We start from the raw sequence: 15993 nt of genomic DNA on the forward strand, positions 1-15993 counted from the left end.
CCATAGAGGGCATGGACAACCGGAAAGCGGTCTTCGCGGGCATCGACGGCCAGGCACTGGCGGGCCGGCTCGAACTGCCCGCCGGCGACGTCGTGGCCACCGCCGTGTTCGCGCACTGCTTCACCTGCGGCAAGGACTCGGTGGCGGCCAGCCGGATCGCGCGGCGGCTCGCCGAGCGCGGGGTGGCGGTGCTGCGGTTCGACTTCACCGGGCTCGGGCAGTCCGGCGGCGACTTCGCCAACACCACGTTCACGTCCAACGTCGACGACCTCGTGTGCGCGGCAAGCCACCTCCGCGACACCATCGGGGCACCGAGTGTCCTCATCGGACATTCGCTGGGCGGAGCGGCCGTGCTGGCCGCGGCGCGTCAGGTGCCGGAGGTCAAGGCCGTCGTCACGATCGGAGCACCCGCCGACACCACCCACGTCGAGCACCTGCTCGGCTCGTCCAAGGAGGAGATCGAGGCGCACGGCGTCGCCGAGGTGCTGCTGGCCGGACGGCCGTTCCGGATCAGCAACGGCTTCCTGCTCGACATCAACCAGCAGAACCAGACCGCGTGCATCGCGGGCCTGAACCGCGCGCTGCTGGTCATGCACTCCCCGCAGGACGACACGGTCGGTGTGGACAACGCCCGGCTGATCTTCGACTCGGCCCGCCACCCCAAGTCGTTCGTCTCGCTCGACGGCGCCGACCACCTGCTGACCGACCGCGCGGACGCCGCGTACGTGGCGGAGGTACTGGCGGCGTGGGCGAGCCGCTACCTGGTGAAATGAGCCAAAAGCCCCCGGCGAGGTTCCTTCGCCGAGGGCGTTCGACAACCGATCGGGGCGACAGGATTTGAACCTGCGACCCCCCGCTCCCAAAGCGGGTGCGCTACCAAGCTGCGCCACGCCCCGGTTGCAACCAGCTTACCGCCACCCGCTAAAGTATTGATCGCAGCCCCACACAGGGGCGGCAACGCGGGCGTAGCTCAATGGTAGAGCCCTAGTCTTCCAAACTAGCTACGCGGGTTCGATTCCCGTCGCCCGCTCGCGGCCGAGGCCGACCCATGTCTGCGGAGAACGCAGACCGGGTCGGCCTCTCGCCTTTTGTCTGGGGGCCAAGCCCCCAGGCCCCCGGCCGGGGCGGTCCCCGGACCCCCATATGAGCTCCCCGGACTCCCAATATGAGCTCCCCGGACCTCCATATGAGCTAGGTCACGCTGACGCCACACCGATCTGCGTGCGGCGGTGCGCCGGGTTGTCGATCTCGTCCACCACCGCCACGGCGAAGTCCTCGTAGGTCAGTTCGTCCGCCGGATCGACCGGGGCCAGGCGGTAGGTGCCGGTGGACGTGCCGCCGAAGTTGCCCGACGGGCTCATCACCAGCCAGTCCGCCTCGGACTCGGCCAGCACCTCGACCCCCGCCGCGTGTCCGAGGCAGAACGGCCTGTACTCGTCCGGGAAGTCCGGGCCGTCGATGACGCGCACGCCCGGCGAGGTCTCCAGCAACGTGTAGATGCCGACCACGATGATCCGGCCGGCGCCGGACGCCACGAGCGCGCCGGCGGCCTCGCGGTAGAACTCGGCCGCGTCGCGCGAGAGGTCGGCCACCGAGCTCACCGCGACGTCGTAGCCCGCCGCCACCTCGGCCGCGGCCTGCACACCGGGGTCGCGCCCGATCCTGGTCACCTCGTGGCCGCGAGCCTCCGCGACGGCCGCGATCTCCTTGCCGGCCTTGCCGGACGCTCCGAAAACAACGATCTTCGCCATGAGCGCGAAGGTAGGGTGCGGGTGTCCGGTTTCCGCAACGATATCGGGGGTGAGCAGGTGGAATGCACGCACGGGGACCTGCCGTACCGCATCGGTGACAAGTGGACCGCGCACGTGCTGCGGGCGTTGCAGGACGGGCGGCGGCGGTTCACCGAACTCCGCGCCGAGCTGCCGGGCGTGACTCCCAAGGTGCTCACCGAGACGTTGCGGGCGATGGAGCGCGACGGCACGGTGGCGCGCGAGGCGTTCGACGAGAACCCGCCGCGGGTCGAGTACGAGCTGACGGCACAGGGCCGCAAGGTGCTCGGACTGCTCGACCTGTGTTGTGACTGGGCCCGAGAGAATCTGGTGAAGACGTGAGGCTGGAACAGATCGTCGTCGACAGCAACGACCCGTCCCGGCTCGTCCGGTTCTGGGCCGAACTGCTCGGTGGCGAGCCGGTGAACCGCGAGCACGGGTGGGCGCACGTCGAGCCGCCCGATGGCGTGCGGATGTCGTTCCAACCGGTGCCGGAGCGCAAGGACGAGAAGAACCGGCTGCACCTCGACTTCGAGGTCGACGACATCGAGGCGGCGGTCGTGAAGGCGGTGAGCCTGGGCGGCACCCGCGAAGGTGTGGTTGTCACGGACGAGAAGGGCAGCTTCCAGGTCATGCGCGACCCGGAGGGCAACGAGTTCTGCTTCGTCCACTGATGAACTACTGCACGGCCCGCCAGAGCGCCTCACCGAAGCGGATCGCGAGGATCAGGAGCAGCACACCGATCGCGAAACTGATGAGGCACCGCACGACGATCAGCAGCTTGGTGCCCTTCACCCCGCCATGATTCAACGTCAGTGGGCATGAACGACAGAGCCCATCGGTACCAATACGATGCGGGCGTGACCGACTGCCTGTTCTGCCGGATCGTCGCGGGCGAGATCCCGGCGACCCCGGTGACGGAGACCGACACGACGCTCGCGTTCCGCGACATCGACCCCAAGGCACCCACGCACGTCCTGGTGATCCCCAAGGAGCACCACACGGCGATCGGCGACGTCGACCCGGTGCTCGCGGGGCAGATCCTCGCCACCGCGCACCAGGTCGCGAAGGCCGAGGGGATCGACGAGTCCGGTTACCGGCTCGTGTTCAACACCGGCAAGGACGGCGGCCAGACCGTCTTCCACGTGCACTGCCACGTCCTCGGCGGACGCGGACTCACGTGGCCGCCGGGATAGCCATCTCCCGGACGAACCGAGCGTCGACCGGCTCGCCATGACCGGGCACGACGATCCGCGGGTCGAGTTCGAGCATCAGGTCCAGGACGTGGCGCCAGTTCGCCGGCGTCGCGTCCGGGCCGGCCTGAGCGGGAGCGCCCTGTTCCACCAGGTCGCCCGCGAACACGACACCGGCGTCCGGCACGTGCACGACCACGTCGTGCGAGGTGTGCGCGGGGCCGAAGTGGTGCAGGTCGACCCGGCGGCCACCGACGTCGAGCGTGACGGTGTCGCGGAACGTGTGCGTGGGCGCGACGAGCGAGCCCTCGAACGGTTCGTCGTAGTACTTGGCGCGGTCGTCGAGGAGGCTGTCGTCGACGACGCAGTCCTCGTGCGCCCACACCTCACACGGCAGGAACGCCTCGGTGGCCAGCACGTGGTCGAAGTGGTTGTGCGTCAACACGATCCGCGACGGCCGGACCTGACGCGCGAGTGCCGGGTCCATGCCGGAGTCCACGAGCAGCGCGTCACCTGATCCGACGACGAGACCGAGCGTCAGGTCCAGCTCGGTGTGCCGGCGGACGAAGATCCCGTCCGCGATCTCGATCATCGCAGCACCCCGTCGACCAGCATCGGAGCGGCGTCGCTCACCCCGATCTCGACCGCCAGCCCCACGTCCGCGGCGTGACCGTTCTCGATCAGCTCGCGGCCGGACCCGCACTCCCGCACGGCGGTCTCGACGTCGGTGTTCCGGAACGCCGTGGCCGCGAGCTGAGCCTCGGGTGAGGCCTTGCCCACCAGCGCCGCGAGCACCGCGCCCGCGCCCAGGTAGTCCTCGACGCACGGCCGCAACGGTCCGAACTCGCGCGGACCCGCGTTGAGGATGTCGAGGCCCCACCGCTCGCCGCCGGGGATCACGCCGATGGTCTCCCCCAGCTCCTGAGCGCGCCTGGCCACCGCCGAGGCGTTGCGCAGGCAGGCCGCGAGGACGTGGGCGCCGGTCTCGGCGGCGAGGAAGCAGAGGTTCGACCCGTTCGGCGACGGCAGCTCGACCAATCCCGTAGCGCTGACGAGTGATGCTGGTCGCAGCGTCTTGCCCGACGCTGGCTTCCACCGGGACGGCCGCACCTGCCCGCCGTTGCCCACCACCAGGTCGACGGACGTCGTGAACGACAGCACGTCGACGACAATCAGCACGTCACAGTCCCGCAGAGCGTTGACGCCCTCGGGCCCCCATTCCAGCTTCAGCTGGTACCCCTCCTGGCTGAACACACCCACCAGCGTGTCAGACTCCGTGACGTGCGCGTTTATCTGGCAGCAGACCACGCTGGCTTCGAACTGAAGTCCCACCTGTCCACGGCTCTCACCGAGCAGGGCTACGAGGTCGTCGACGTCGGCGCCCACGAGTACGACGCGTTGGACGACTACGTGTCGTTCTGCGTCGACGCCGCCGAGAAGGTCGTCGCGGACCCCGGCAGCCTCGGCGTCGTGATCGGCGGCTCCGGCAACGGCGAGCAGATCGCCGCGAACAAGGTGAAGGGCGCCCGCGCCGCGTTGGCGTGGAACGTCGACACCGCGCAGCTCGCCCGCCAGCACAACGACGCTCTCCTGGTCGGCATCGGTGCTCGTCAGCACACGGCCGAGGAAGCGACTGAGATCGTGTCGGCGTTCCTCAAGACGCCGTTCTCGGGCGAGCCGCGGCACCAGCGCCGCATCGACCAGGTCAGCGCGTACGAAGACAAGCGTGCCTGAGGGCCACACGCTGCACCGCCTCGCGCGGCTGCACCAGCGCCGGTACGCGGGCAGGCCCGTGACCGTCACCAGTCCACAGGGGCGCTTCGCGGCGTCCCTTGTGGACGGACGGAGGCTCGTCCGCGCCGAGGCGCACGGGAAGCACCTGTTCCACGTCTACGGCCCGGACGCGATCGTGCACGTCCACCTGGGCTTGTACGGAACGTTCACCGAGTCGCCGGTGCCGGTCCTGCTGCCCGTGGGCCAGGTCCGGATGCGGATGGCCGGCGAGACGCACTGGACGGACCTGCGCGGCCCGACGGCGTGCGAAGTGCTGAACAAAGACGAGGTCAAGCTCATCCGCGAGCGCCTCGGGCCTGACCCGTTGCGCCGCGACGCCGACCCCGACCGCGCCTACGAGCGGATCATCCGGTCGAAGCAGTCGCTGGCCGTGCTGCTGATGGACCAGAAGATCCTCGCGGGCGTCGGCAACGTCTACCGCGCCGAGGTGCTGTTCCGGCACAACGTGAACCCGTTGCTGGTCGGCAACAAGGTGAGCCGCGAGCTGTGGGACGCGATCTGGGCCGACCTGGTCGTGCTGATGAAGGACGGCGTGAAGGTCGGCCAGATCAACACCGTCCGGGCCGAGCACATGCCCCGTGCCATGGGCCGCGCGCCACGCGTGGATCGGCACGGCGGTGAGGTGTACGTCTACCGCCGTGCCGGGGAGCCGTGCCTGGTCTGCGGCACCGAGGTCCTGACCACGGAACTGGCTGCGCGCAACCTCTTCTGGTGCCCCGCCTGCCAGCCTTAGTGGGTTGCTAGAAGTCGAAGCCGCCGCCCATGTCGCCGAAGTCGAAGCCACCGGTGTCGCCCGCGTCGGCGACACCGCCCATGTCTCCCATGCCGGCGTCGCCCATGCCCATGTCGCCCATGCCGTAGTCGCCGACTCCGTGCATGCCGGAGAACATGGCGTCCATCAGCAGGAACGTGCCCACGCCCCATGCGCCGGCCACGAGCGCGGGCTTCCACCACGGCTCGGAGTACCAGCCACGCGGCACCGGACGTCCGGCGACCATGCCGCCGGGGTAGTAGTAGGGCGTGCCCGAACCGGAGTGCGGCGACGCGGCGTACTGGTGCCCCTCGACAGCGACTTGGCGGTCCTCGCTGACGGCACCCGCCTGCTTCTGACCCGCGCTCTCGGGCAGCGCGGGGCCGGGGTCCATGCCCATGGCCTCCCGCGCGGCGCGCACGTAGTGCAGGCCTTCCATCGCGGTCTCGGTGACCAGCCGTGCCTGCGGGATCGTGCGGGCCTGCTCCATCTGCGAGCCGGCGGCGGTGAAGCGCTCGGACGCGTCCGCCATCGCCTGCGTCGACGCGGCGTTGCTGCCGGTGAGGCTCATCACCTGCCCGCCCAGCCGCTCGACCCAGCGGCGTGCTTCCGCCTTGGCGTCGTCGAGCTCTCGCGCTTTGCGCGCGTTGCTCTGGCTGACCAGGTAGAACACCCCTGCGACCAGCAGTACCAGCACAACAACCCACACGATGGTGCCCACGGCTTTACCTCCCACACCAGGTGAACCGTCAACGAGCAACCACCGCCGTGAGTTCCGTCAGAACACCTCGGGGCAGTGCGGCTCACGCGTGCCGAGGAACGCGATCGACAGCGCGTCCACGTGACCGGGCGTGTGCTCGACCACGCGGTGTGCGCGCCTGAGCACAGAAAGCCGTACCCCACCGAGGAAAGCACTGCCGAGCGCGGCGATGTCCAGCGAGACGTCCGCCGGGTCCTCGGTGCGCGTGACCGTGGCCTCGCCGCCCTTGACGGTCAGGCGCCAACGGCCGGAGTTCCACGGGCAGAACGAGTCCTCGACCTCCAGCACGCTGTCCACATCGGACGAATAGCTGCGCAGCGGCAGAGCCCGGTCGATGTCGACGATCCGCAGCCACAGCGCGTCGCCGGCCTCGCGAACGACCTTCCGAGGGTTGTCGACCATGTGCAGGATCGGGTCGTCCCAGGCGGTGTAGAAGGAGATCTCCCCCGCGAGGTCCATGTCCAGCAGGAACCGGTAGAGGTCGGCGTAGGCCTGATCGGTCTCGCAGACCAGCTCGCGCACGTGCAGCTCGCTCGAACCACTGTCCGCCTTGACCCGGAACACCACATAGCCCTCGGGATGCAGGCAGTAGCGGTACGAGGAGAGTCCGCCGCGATCGATCTCGCGGTCGGCCAGTTGCACGTTCCAGGTGTGCTCGACCCGGCTCAGCCAGCCGACCCTCGTGCAGCGCACCCGTTCGTGGATCTCGCGCATGACCGGCAGCGCTTCTTCTCGTGACACCTGACGGATCCGTGCGTCGCTGACGTGCACACCAGGGTGGAACGCCATACGTGTCGGCATCTTCAGCATGGCGATGCTGGTCGCGTATTCGCCGTAGCCGTACCGGCGGTAGATGCCGCCCTCCGACGCCCACAGCATCGCGATCGGCTCACCGGTCTCGTGCATGCCGTGCAGCTGCGTCTTCATCATCAACGACGCCACGCCGCGACGCCGGTGGCCGGGCTTCACCGACACCACGGTCACCGCGCCGGCCGGTGCCTGTCGGCCACCCGGAACGGTGATCTCGCGAGTGAGCACCGCAGCGGTGCCGATCAGCTCGTCACCGTCGAGGACAGCGTGCGCCCGGTCCTTCTCCAGGACCTTGAGCCACTTGCTGTCCTCCCCCATCGTGTCGCTCAGAAACGCCCACGCCATCACCCGCTGGAATTCGGGAACGTCGGAGTCGGTGATCGTCCTGATGCTCAGCGCCGAGTCAGCCATGGCAGCAGTGATACGCCGCCATGGCGTCATCCGCAGCCCAATTACCGCTGGACCGACTTGACCTCGCAGAACTCGTCCAGCCCGAACCGGCCGAACTCACGCCCGTTGCCCGACTGGCGGTACCCGCCGAACGGCGCGCTCGTGTTGAACGCGGCGGCGTTGATGTCGACCTGCCCGGTCCGCAACCGCCGCGCGATCCGCAGTGCCCGGTCGGTGTCCGCGGAGAACACACCGCCCGCCAGCCCGTAGATGGTGGAGTTCGCGATCCGCACCGCGTCGTCCTCGTCGGCGTACGGCATGACCGACAGCACCGGCCCGAAGATCTCCTCCTGCGCGATCGTCATCTCCGGCGTCACCCCGCCGAACACCGTCGGCGCGACGTAGAAACCCTGCGGCAGCGGGGCTTCCGGCCCACCGGCGGCAAGCGTCGCGCCTTCCTCGACACCCTTGCGGATGTACCCGACGACACGGTCGCGTTGCGCCTTCGACACCGCCGGCCCGATCCGCGTGGACGGCTCGCTCGGATCCGCAGACGTGTACTTCCTCGCGGCTTGAGCGGCCAGCTCGACGGCCTCGTCGTGACGGTCGGCGGGCACCAGCAACCGAGTCCACGCGCTGCACGCCTGGCCGTTGTTCATGAACGAGTTCGCGACCGCGATCTTCACCGCACGCCCGAGATCGGCGTCGTCGAGCACGATGCACGCCGACTTGCCGCCCAGCTCGAGCGCCACCCGCTTGACCGTCTCGGCGGCGACGGCGGACACCCGGCGCCCGGCCTTCGTGGACCCGGTGAACGACACCATGTCCACGTCCGGATGCGCGGCCAGCGCCTCACCCACAACGGGCCCGGTGCCGTGCACCAGTGAAAAGACGTTGTCGGGAACAGCGGCCGTGATGATCTCGGCGAGCAGGTCGGCGGTCCCCGGCGCGAGCTCACTCGGCTTGAGCACCACGGTGTTGCCCGCGGCCAGCGCCGGAACGACCTTCGCGACCATCTGCTGCAACGGGAAGTTCCACGGCGTGATGGCGGCGACGACCCCGATCGGCTCGCGGAAGACCAGCGAGTTGCCGATCTCCTCGGGCTCGAAGTAGCCGCGCTCCAGCACGTCCGCGACCCCCTCCGCGATAGCAACAGGGTTCGCGACCTGCACCTTCTGACTGAAGGTGAGGGGCGTGCCCATCTCCCGGGTCATGGTCGCCGCGAGCTCGCCGCCCCGCTCACGCAGGCCGTCGATGATCGTCCGGACGACCTTCGCCCGCTCGTCCACCGAGGTCTCCGACCACGCGGGGAAGGCAGCCACCGCGGCGGCCACGGCCACGTCGACGTCGGCCGGTGTGCCCTCGGCGACCGTGCCGATGACTTCCTCGGTGGCGGGGTTGACGACCTCGATCACGAGAGCCCTCCAGGATGTGACACTCACAGCGCTGACAGCGGCCAGCCTGTCACATCCGTCGGCGACGGTCACGTTGACCGGAGGGTGGCGTGGGTGGGCAGGGCTCGCCGGCGCGTGGGCAGGTGGGCGGCGCGTGGGCGGCGGGTGAGCCTGCCGGGGGCAGGTGGGCAGGTAGGCCAGCGGGTGCCGGGTCGCGGCTGGCGGATACCGGGTGAGCCGGAGAGTGGCGGGCAACCCGGAGGTTGGCCTGGCGAACAAGAACGAGAACCGCAGATGCCGTGCCCAGCAACCCGCGCCGGAGACCCAGGCCTGGTGAGCGAGGGCAGCCGTAGTCAGCCCGTAGTCAGCACTGTGGCCAACGACCAGCGTCGACGACCGATGTCTCGCTGACAAAGGCAGGCAACCCCGCGCGAGCCCAGGCATCGCCAGCAGAGTCAGGCAGGCGCCATCGCGCCTCCCAGCCGCCGCTCACGCAGCACGCGCAGGTGCACAGCGGCCCAGGTCCGGTACGGCCGCCAAGCCTCGGACACCTCGGCCAACGGCCGGCCGTACCGCTGCGCGACCTCGTCGGTGAGCCGGGATTCGTTGTGCGGCACGGCATCCGGAGCGTTCGCACCGCGCAGCACGACCAGCTCGGCCGCGAACGGACCCAGCCCCTTGACCTGCCGCACCGCCAGCACGGCGGCCGCGGGCTTGAGAGAACGCAACGTCACCGCGTCCAGCAGCCCGTCCAGCGCGGCCTCGGCGACTGCCCGCAGGTACTCGGGTTTGCGGCCGGGCAGGTCGAGGTCCAGCGCCAGCAACTCCGCCGGAGCCGGGAACACGCCTTCCCGCAGCAGCGAAGCCTTCAACACCGCAGCCTGTGACATGCGGATCCGCTGCGACAGCACCGACCACGCCGCCGCCTCGTACGGCGAGTAGAAGCCGCACAGCCGTAAGCCGGGCAACAAAGCCTGTGCCGAGGCGATCACCGGATCGCGCTGACCGACGTCCGGCCACGCCCGCCCGTCGACGTCCAGCGACAGGAAGCGGCACACCTGCGCCGCCGCCAGGTCGAGGTCGCCCTCGCCGGACAGGTCCAGAACGGCAGTGGCGCCGCGCTGGGTCACGGAGACCGAGGCGCGGCGCCACTCACCTTCGACGAGGAACGTCGCCCGCAGCGCCTCTCCCGGACGCGCGGGCAACGCGGCCGGAGTGAAGCCCTCCCAGAACTCCCTGGACGTCGCCAACGACCAGGGGCCCTGAACTGCGACTTCGACGCTGTGGTGTGCCATGTCGGGGACGTTAGCGAGGACCCCTGACAGAAAATTCAGGCGAGGAGCTCAGCCGGACTCAGCTGAAGTCCAGTTCACCCGTACGGGTCCGCTTGAGCTCGAAGAAGTACGGGAAGCCGGCGAGCATCTTGGCACCGTCGAAGATCGTGCCCGCCTCGTCGCCGCGCGGGATCTTCGTCAGGACCGGGCCGAAGAACGCGACGCCGTCGATGTGGATGGTCGGCGTGCCGACGTCCATGCCCACCGGGTCCATGCCGCGGTGGTGCGAAGCCCGCAGGGCCTCGTCGTACTCGGTCGAGGAGGCGGCCTCGGCGAGCTCGGCCGGCAGGTCGGCGTCGGCGAGAGCCAGCTTGATGATCTCGTCGAAGTCCTGGTTGCCCTCGTTGTGGATGCGCGTGCCCATCGCGGCGTACAGCTTCGGCAGCACCTCGTTGCCGAACTTCTGCTCCGCGGCGATGGCCACGCGAACCGGACCCCAGCCCTTGGTCATGAGCTCCTGGTACTGCTCGGGCAGGTCGCGGCCCTCGTTCAGCACGGCGAGGCTCATCACGTGGAAGCTCAGGTCGATGTCGCGGACCTTCTCCACCTCGAGGATCCATCGCGAGGAGATCCAGGCGAACGGGCAAAGAGGGTCGAAGTAGAAGTCGACCTTCGCCTTGTCGGTCATGCGTGCCCCTTTAGTGACGGTCGGTGGCGTTATCGCCCCATCAGCCCAACCAGATCACCCTGTCATCTCTTCCCGTACGCCGGTTCCGTGATTGGATGCGGGAGTCATAACCATTCCCGACGACGTCAGCGCGTAACCACACGCGCGGCAGACGAGGTGACCAGTGGCCGCGCCCAACCTCACCCGCGACCAGGCTCAGGACCGTGCTGAGCTGCTGGAAGTGGAGTCCTACCGGATCGAGCTGGACCTGACCGACGGCGGCGGAAAGCCGGGTTCGGACACGTTCCGCTCCACCACCACCGTGGTGTTCCGCAGCCGGACTCCGGGTGCTTCCTCGTGGATCGACATCGTGGCGGCGACCGTGCACCGCGCTGTGCTCAACGGCAGTGAGCTCGACGTCTCCGAATACCGCGAGGAGGACGGCGTCAGGCTGCCGGACCTCGCGGAGACCAACGAGCTCACCATCGAGGCCGACTGCCGGTACATGAACACCGGCGAGGGCCTGCACCGGTTCGTCGACCCGGTCGACGGCGGTGTCTACCTGTACTCGCAGTTCGAGACCGCGGACGCCAAGCGCATGTTCGCGTGCTTCGACCAGCCCGACCTCAAGTCCGTCTACTCCATGAAGGTGACGGCGCCGCACGACTGGAAGGTCATCTCGAACGGCGAGATCATCGCCACCGAGGACGGCGAGGGCGGTTCGGACGTGCACACGTTCGCCACCACCAAGCCGATGTCGACCTACATCGTGGCCCTGGTCGCCGGCCCTTATGCCGAGTGGCGCGACGAGTTCGTCGAGGGTGACTTCCGCATTCCGCTCGGCATCTACTGCCGCGCCTCGCTCGCTCCTCACATGGACCACGAGCGCCTGTTCACGGAGACCAAGCAGGGCTTCGGGTTCTTCCACAAGGCGTTCGGCGTGCAGTACCCGTTCGGCAAGTACGACCAGTGCTTCGTGCCGGAGTTCAACGCGGGCGCGATGGAGAACGCCGGCTGCGTCACGTTCCTCGAGGACTACGTCTTCCGCAGCCGCGTCACCCGCTACCTCTACGAGCGCCGCGCCGAGACCGTGCTGCACGAGATGGCGCACATGTGGTTCGGCGACCTGGTCACCATGCGCTGGTGGGACGACCTGTGGCTGAACGAGTCGTTCGCCACCTGGGCGTCCGTGCTCGCGCAGGCGGAGGCCACCGAGTACCGCCAGGCCTGGACGACGTTCGCGAAGATCGAGAAGTCGTGGGCGTACCGGCAAGACCAGCTGCCCTCCACGCACCCGGTCGCCGCCGACATCTCCGACGTGCAGGCGGTCGAGGTCAACTTCGACGGCATCACCTACGCCAAGGGCGCCTCGGTGCTCAAGCAGCTCGTCGCGTACGTCGGGCTGGAGAACTTCCTGGCGGGCCTGCGGGTCTACTTCGGCAAGCACGCCTGGGGCAACGCCACGCTCGCGGACCTGCTGGGCGCGCTGGAGGAGGCGTCCGGCCGCGACCTGTCGTGGTGGAGCGCGCAGTGGCTGGAGACGACGGGCCTGAACCTGTTGCGCCCCAAGTTCACCGTTGACGCACAGGGCAAGTTCACCGAGTTCGCCGTGCTGCAGGGCGGCGCGCGACCGGGCGCCGGGGAACTGCGCACGCACCGCATCGCGATCGGCGTCTACGACGACGACGGCACCGGCAAGCTCGTCCGCACGCACCGTCACGAGCTGGACGTGACGGGCGACCGCACCGAGGTTCCCGAACTGGTCGGCGTGCACCGCGGCAAGATCGTGCTGGTCAACGACGACGACCTCACGTACTGCACGATGCGCCTCGACCCGGACTCCCTGGCCGGGCTGATCGACCACATCTCCGACATCGCCGAGCCGCTGCCGCGCACGCTGTGCTGGTCGGCCGCGTGGGAGATGACCCGCGAGGCCGAGCTGAAGGCCCGCGACTTCGTGAACCTGGTGCTCGGCGGACTGCACTCCGAGTCCGAGGTCGGTGTCGTGCAACGGCTTCTGCTCCAGGCGCAGACCTCGCTGTCGTCCTACGCGGACGACTCGTGGCGCGCGGAGGGCTGGCGCCGGTTCGTGGCCAAGGCGATGGAACTGGCGCAGGCGGCCGAGCCGGGCTCCGACCACCAGCTGGCGTTCGTGAACGCGCTGACCTCGTCGGTGCTCGACGACTCCACTGTGGACGTTCTGCGCGGCTGGTACGACGGAACCGCGGTGCTGGAAGGCCTGGACGTCGACACGGACCTGCGCTGGCGGCTGCTTCAGGCGCTCGTCGCGCACGGCAAGGCGGACCTGCCGGAGATCACCGCCGAGGAGGAGCGCGACCCGACCTCCACCGGTCACCGCCGCGCCCAGTCGACCCGTGCGCTGCGCCCGACGACCGCGGCCAAGGACGAGGCGTGGGACCGCGCCGTGAACGACGACGACCTGCCCAACGCGGTCAGCGAGGCGATCATCGCGGGCATCTCGCACCCCGGCCAGAAGGAGCTGCTCGCGCCGTACGTGCAGCGCTACTTCGGCGACGTGAAGGGCGTGTGGGACCGCCGCACCTCCGAACGCGCGCAGTCGATGGTCGTGGGCATGTTCCCGGCGTGGTCGATCGCGAAGTCCACTGTGGAGGCCGCTGACGCGTGGCTGGCGGACGAGCACCCGCCCGCCCTGCGCCGTCTGGTCTCCGAGGGACGCGCCGGCATCGTGCGCGCCCTTGCGGCACAGGAGTTCGACCGCTCCTGACGCGGCACTCGTGAAGCCCCGCAATGTGTTCGCGCGTTGCGGGGCTTTCGCGTTAGCGTCTCCTGGGGAGGTCCGGTGAGATTTCGCTACGAGGTCGTCTGCCGCTGGTACGACGACAACGAACACTCCGACGAGGTCCTGGCACGCGTCGTGGACGTCGACGGCCTGTTCGCGGACATCGTGCCGCCGGAACGGGAACGGCTCGTGCTGCGGGGGTGCACGGTCGCACCGGACGAGCTCACCGGCGACTTCCACCTCGACATCAACGGCTCTCCCGGATCGCAGTGGTGGCACCTGGGCGATCTGGTCGTCCACGCCGTGCTGCCCGACGGCGACGTCGTCGCCAGCGCCTGCGTGACCCAGCTGATCGACGGCGAGGACTTCGGCGCGCTGCCCGTGCGATACGCCCTGTTCAAGGACCTGCGCGAGTCCGGCACCTGTCGTGTCGTGGAAGGATTTCCCCGCTCGTTCGACAGCGTCTGGCCGCCCGTGACGCTGATCGGTTGCGACAACCCCGGCCTTTTCCGGTCCGAGCCGCGCGAGGACGCCCGCGGGCCCTACGTGGGGTTGCGCGCCCTGGACCCCAGCGGCCGGATCGTGGCGCACGCGGGAGTGGTCCTGGACGTCACGTCGGTGACCACGTCCGCGGTGGGCGGAGGACTCTTCGACGTCGTGCTCGACCAGTCGCGGTACAACGAGTGCTCGATGGTCGGACAGCGCCCCGAACCCGCCGCCCGTGCGGTGTGGCGCAGCTGGCAGGAGGGCATCCCGGCGGAGCGGAACCTGTGGGCGCCACTGGATCCGCACGGCCGCATGTGGTGGAACGAGATCGCCGCCAACGCTCCTCGCACGAAACCGACGGCCGGAGTCCACCACGTCGACGGCACGTACGCCACGGACGAGTACGGCGTGCACCTCGCGCTGAGCGAGGCACTGGTCGGGCCTGGGCGCTTCCTCGGAGGAGTGCACAGCATCACCGGGATGTACGAGGAGTGGTGGTTCGTTCCCGGCATCACGCTCGTGTGGCACGACCCCGACGTGGCACTGGATGCGGTGCCCGAACGCTTCTTCGGGCTGTTGAAGTACCTGCGGCGCAACGGTGTCGAGGTCCACTTCGAACCGTCCGAACCGGACTTCGAGGACCGGCTCGACGACAGCGTCGAACTCGGCGCGCTGGTCGACCGCTGGATCACGGGCTGGGCCAGGGCGGCGGAGCTCGATCCCCCGTACGCCATGCTGGACAACTGGCACCTCTGGGCCGACCTCCCCGGCCGGGCCGAGGAACGGATCCTCGCGGGTGACGCGCTGGTGGCGGAGCACGCCGAGGACGTCGAACTCCAGTCCGTCCCGACCTGGCTGACGGTGCCGACGCACTCCCCCGCCGAGGTCACCCGCCTGGTCCAGGAGGCAGGACTGGTCCCGCGCGAGCCGGAGACGTTCATGCGGCGCGGCCTCTTCGACCACCCGGCGCCGAAACCTCCCGATGGCTACTCGGTACGGGTGACACCGGGCGACGTGATCGAGGTCGTGGTCACCTTCGACGGCGAGGAGGCGGCGAGCGGGCTGATCGCCGTCGTGGGCGAAGACGCTGTGCCGCACCGGATCGCGACGAAGCCGGAGCATCGACGCAGGGGGCTCGGCAGCGTGGTGATGGGTGTGCTGGCGCGGGAGGCGGTCAAGGCCGGCGCCAGCGACGGGCTGCTGTTCGCGACCGCGGACGGCCTGCGCCTGTACCGGAAACTGGGCTGGGAAACGATTTCCGACGTCGTGATCGCGACGAATGGCGAGGAGAAGGCATGATCGGCGAACTGGTGGAGCGCTGGCACCGCGGCTGGATCGCGGCCGACGGGCTGACGTCGGAGTACCGCGACGGCTACCTGGTCGTCCACGTGAACCGGTCGCACCGGGTGTTCGAGTGGATCGCCACGGACGACGCGGAGTCCGGTGCGCTGGCCGGAGTCGTTGCCACCACCGAGGAACCGAGCTGGCTGAGCATCCCCACGCACTCACCGGAGAAGGTGATCGCGGAGGTCGAGGCGGCCGGGCTGGTCGTCGCACGCCCGGACGAGACCTTCATGCGACGCGCGCTCGCCGGCCACCCCGCACCTGAACCGCCCGCCGGCTACCAGGTGGAGATCACCAGGGATCCGGTGATCAAGGTCCAGGTGCTGGCGGACGGCGAGGTGGCGGCCGGCGGGTTGATGGCCGTCGTCGGGAAAGACGCTGTCGCGCACCGCATCGAGACGGCGGAGACGCATCGGCGACGCGGTCTCGGCAGCGTCGTGATGGGCGCGCTGGCGAGAGAGGCGATGACGGACGGGGCGACGACCGGGTTGCTGTTCTCCTCCACCGACGGCGTCCACCTCTACCGCAGCCTCGGCTGGGAGAAGATCTCCGACCTGGTGGTGGCGCGCAACGAGGTCAGCGCGTGAAAAACGCCCCCGG

Annotated in this window: 17 protein-coding genes and 2 tRNA genes; 10 read left to right on the forward strand and 9 right to left on the reverse strand. The window is 69.3% G+C overall.

Annotation, left to right across the window (positions count from 1 at the left end; all coding sequences use genetic code 11):
• The first annotated feature begins 11 nt into the window (after positions 1-11).
• Positions 12-773, forward strand: a complete 762-nt coding sequence (locus BM417_RS42130; RefSeq protein WP_093605727.1) for an alpha/beta hydrolase family protein — start codon at positions 12-14, stop codon at positions 771-773.
• 49 nt (positions 774-822) lie between these two features.
• On the opposite strand, the gene BM417_RS42135 is transcribed toward BM417_RS42130, so the two are convergent.
• A tRNA-Pro gene (locus tag BM417_RS42135) sits at positions 823-896 on the reverse strand.
• A 63-nt stretch (positions 897-959) separates the two neighbouring features.
• On the opposite strand from BM417_RS42135, the gene BM417_RS42140 reads away from it, so the two are divergent.
• Positions 960-1030 (forward strand) — tRNA-Gly (locus tag BM417_RS42140).
• 166 nt (positions 1031-1196) lie between these two features.
• Here BM417_RS42140 and BM417_RS42145 read toward each other — a convergent pair.
• On the reverse strand, positions 1197-1751 hold the full coding sequence (locus BM417_RS42145; protein WP_093605728.1) for an NAD(P)-dependent oxidoreductase: 555 nt from the start codon (positions 1749-1751) through the stop codon (positions 1197-1199).
• Positions 1752-1808: 57 nt separating this feature from the next.
• Between BM417_RS42145 and BM417_RS42150 the strand changes: the two genes are divergently transcribed.
• The 3 genes from BM417_RS42150 to BM417_RS42160 all read left to right on the forward strand — a co-directional run bounded on the left by BM417_RS42150 (position 1809) and on the right by BM417_RS42160 (position 2965).
• Positions 1809-2111, forward strand: a complete 303-nt coding sequence (locus BM417_RS42150) for a winged helix-turn-helix transcriptional regulator (protein WP_218164738.1) — start codon at positions 1809-1811, stop codon at positions 2109-2111.
• Entirely contained in the window at positions 2108-2443 is a 336-nt protein-coding gene (locus BM417_RS42155; RefSeq protein WP_093605729.1) for a VOC family protein, read from the forward strand. Before BM417_RS42150 ends, BM417_RS42155 begins: the two co-directional genes overlap by 4 nt.
• Positions 2444-2590: 147 nt before the next feature.
• Complete coding sequence (locus BM417_RS42160) at positions 2591-2965, forward strand: histidine triad nucleotide-binding protein (protein WP_093605730.1); 375 nt, start codon at positions 2591-2593, stop codon at positions 2963-2965.
• Here BM417_RS42160 and BM417_RS42165 read toward each other — a convergent pair.
• The gene (locus BM417_RS42165) at positions 2946-3554 is read right to left on the reverse strand and encodes an MBL fold metallo-hydrolase (protein ID WP_093605731.1); all 609 of its coding nucleotides are present in this window, start codon (positions 3552-3554) and stop codon (positions 2946-2948) included. The genes BM417_RS42160 and BM417_RS42165 overlap by 20 nt on opposite strands.
• Positions 3551-4216: a 2-phosphosulfolactate phosphatase gene (locus BM417_RS42170; RefSeq protein WP_407656214.1), complete on the reverse strand. Its 666-nt coding sequence runs from the start codon at positions 4214-4216 to the stop codon at positions 3551-3553. Before BM417_RS42170 ends, BM417_RS42165 begins: the two co-directional genes overlap by 4 nt.
• 27 nt (positions 4217-4243) lie before the next feature.
• Here BM417_RS42170 and BM417_RS42175 point away from each other — a divergent pair, with 27 nt between their 5' ends.
• Together BM417_RS42175 and BM417_RS42180 are read left to right on the forward strand one after the other, a co-directional pair.
• Positions 4244-4696: a ribose-5-phosphate isomerase gene (locus BM417_RS42175; RefSeq protein ID WP_093605733.1), complete on the forward strand. Its 453-nt coding sequence runs from the start codon at positions 4244-4246 to the stop codon at positions 4694-4696.
• The gene (locus BM417_RS42180; RefSeq protein ID WP_093605734.1) at positions 4689-5489 is read left to right on the forward strand and encodes an Fpg/Nei family DNA glycosylase; all 801 of its coding nucleotides are present in this window, start codon (positions 4689-4691) and stop codon (positions 5487-5489) included. Before BM417_RS42175 ends, BM417_RS42180 begins: the two co-directional genes overlap by 8 nt.
• 7 nt (positions 5490-5496) lie before the next feature.
• Here BM417_RS42180 and BM417_RS42185 read toward each other — a convergent pair whose 3' ends face one another.
• From BM417_RS42185 to BM417_RS42205, 5 genes are all read right to left on the reverse strand, one after another.
• The gene (locus tag BM417_RS42185; protein ID WP_093605735.1) at positions 5497-6228 is read right to left on the reverse strand and encodes a hypothetical protein; all 732 of its coding nucleotides are present in this window, start codon (positions 6226-6228) and stop codon (positions 5497-5499) included.
• Positions 6229-6285: 57 nt separating this feature from the next.
• Complete coding sequence (locus BM417_RS42190) at positions 6286-7488, reverse strand: GNAT family N-acetyltransferase (RefSeq protein ID WP_093605736.1); 1203 nt, start codon at positions 7486-7488, stop codon at positions 6286-6288.
• Positions 7489-7529: 41 nt separating this feature from the next.
• Positions 7530-8882 (reverse strand): aldehyde dehydrogenase family protein, encoded by a 1353-nt coding sequence (locus BM417_RS42195; RefSeq protein WP_245822719.1) that lies wholly within the window; start codon positions 8880-8882, stop codon positions 7530-7532.
• 434 nt (positions 8883-9316) lie between these two features.
• A complete protein-coding gene (locus BM417_RS42200; protein WP_093605738.1) occupies positions 9317-10156 on the reverse strand; it encodes a DNA-3-methyladenine glycosylase family protein in 840 nt (279 codons plus the stop codon).
• Positions 10157-10214: 58 nt separating this feature from the next.
• Positions 10215-10823: a mycothiol-dependent nitroreductase Rv2466c family protein gene (locus tag BM417_RS42205; protein WP_093605739.1), complete on the reverse strand. Its 609-nt coding sequence runs from the start codon at positions 10821-10823 to the stop codon at positions 10215-10217.
• 163 nt (positions 10824-10986) lie between these two features.
• On the opposite strand from BM417_RS42205, the gene pepN reads away from it, so the two are divergent.
• The 3 genes from pepN (at position 10987) to BM417_RS42220 (ending at position 15980) form a co-directional block, all read left to right on the forward strand.
• Positions 10987-13548 carry an aminopeptidase N gene (gene pepN / locus BM417_RS42210; protein ID WP_093605740.1) on the forward strand — a complete coding sequence of 854 codons (2562 nt, stop codon included), beginning with the start codon at positions 10987-10989 and terminating at the stop codon, positions 13546-13548.
• A gap of 75 nt (positions 13549-13623) precedes the next feature.
• A complete protein-coding gene (locus tag BM417_RS42215) occupies positions 13624-15348 on the forward strand; it encodes a GNAT family N-acetyltransferase (protein WP_093605741.1) in 1725 nt (574 codons plus the stop codon).
• A complete protein-coding gene (locus BM417_RS42220; protein ID WP_093605742.1) occupies positions 15345-15980 on the forward strand; it encodes a GNAT family N-acetyltransferase in 636 nt (211 codons plus the stop codon). Before BM417_RS42215 ends, BM417_RS42220 begins: the two co-directional genes overlap by 4 nt.
• Positions 15981-15993 lie beyond the last annotated feature (13 nt).

The organism is Lentzea waywayandensis, assembly GCF_900115955.1.
In the GTDB taxonomy this organism is placed as follows: Bacteria; Actinomycetota; Actinomycetes; order Mycobacteriales; family Pseudonocardiaceae; genus Lentzea; species Lentzea waywayandensis.

Excerpts from the sequence above, each read along its gene's own strand:
- BM417_RS42145 (WP_093605728.1), bottom strand. The coding sequence starts at position 1,751 with ATGGCGAAGATCGTTGTTTTCGGAGCGTCCGGCAAGGCCGGCAAGGAG.
- BM417_RS42160 (WP_093605730.1), top strand. The coding sequence starts at position 2,591 with ATGAACGACAGAGCCCATCGGTACCAATACGATGCGGGCGTGACCGAC.
- BM417_RS42200 (WP_093605738.1), bottom strand. The coding sequence starts at position 10,156 with ATGGCACACCACAGCGTCGAAGTCGCAGTTCAGGGCCCCTGGTCGTTG.
- BM417_RS42190 (WP_093605736.1), bottom strand. The coding sequence starts at position 7,488 with ATGGCTGACTCGGCGCTGAGCATCAGGACGATCACCGACTCCGACGTT.
- BM417_RS42205 (WP_093605739.1), bottom strand. The coding sequence starts at position 10,823 with ATGACCGACAAGGCGAAGGTCGACTTCTACTTCGACCCTCTTTGCCCG.
- BM417_RS42165 (WP_093605731.1), bottom strand. The coding sequence starts at position 3,554 with ATGATCGAGATCGCGGACGGGATCTTCGTCCGCCGGCACACCGAGCTG.
- BM417_RS42220 (WP_093605742.1), top strand. The coding sequence starts at position 15,345 with ATGATCGGCGAACTGGTGGAGCGCTGGCACCGCGGCTGGATCGCGGCC.
- BM417_RS42130 (WP_093605727.1), top strand. The coding sequence starts at position 12 with ATGGACAACCGGAAAGCGGTCTTCGCGGGCATCGACGGCCAGGCACTG.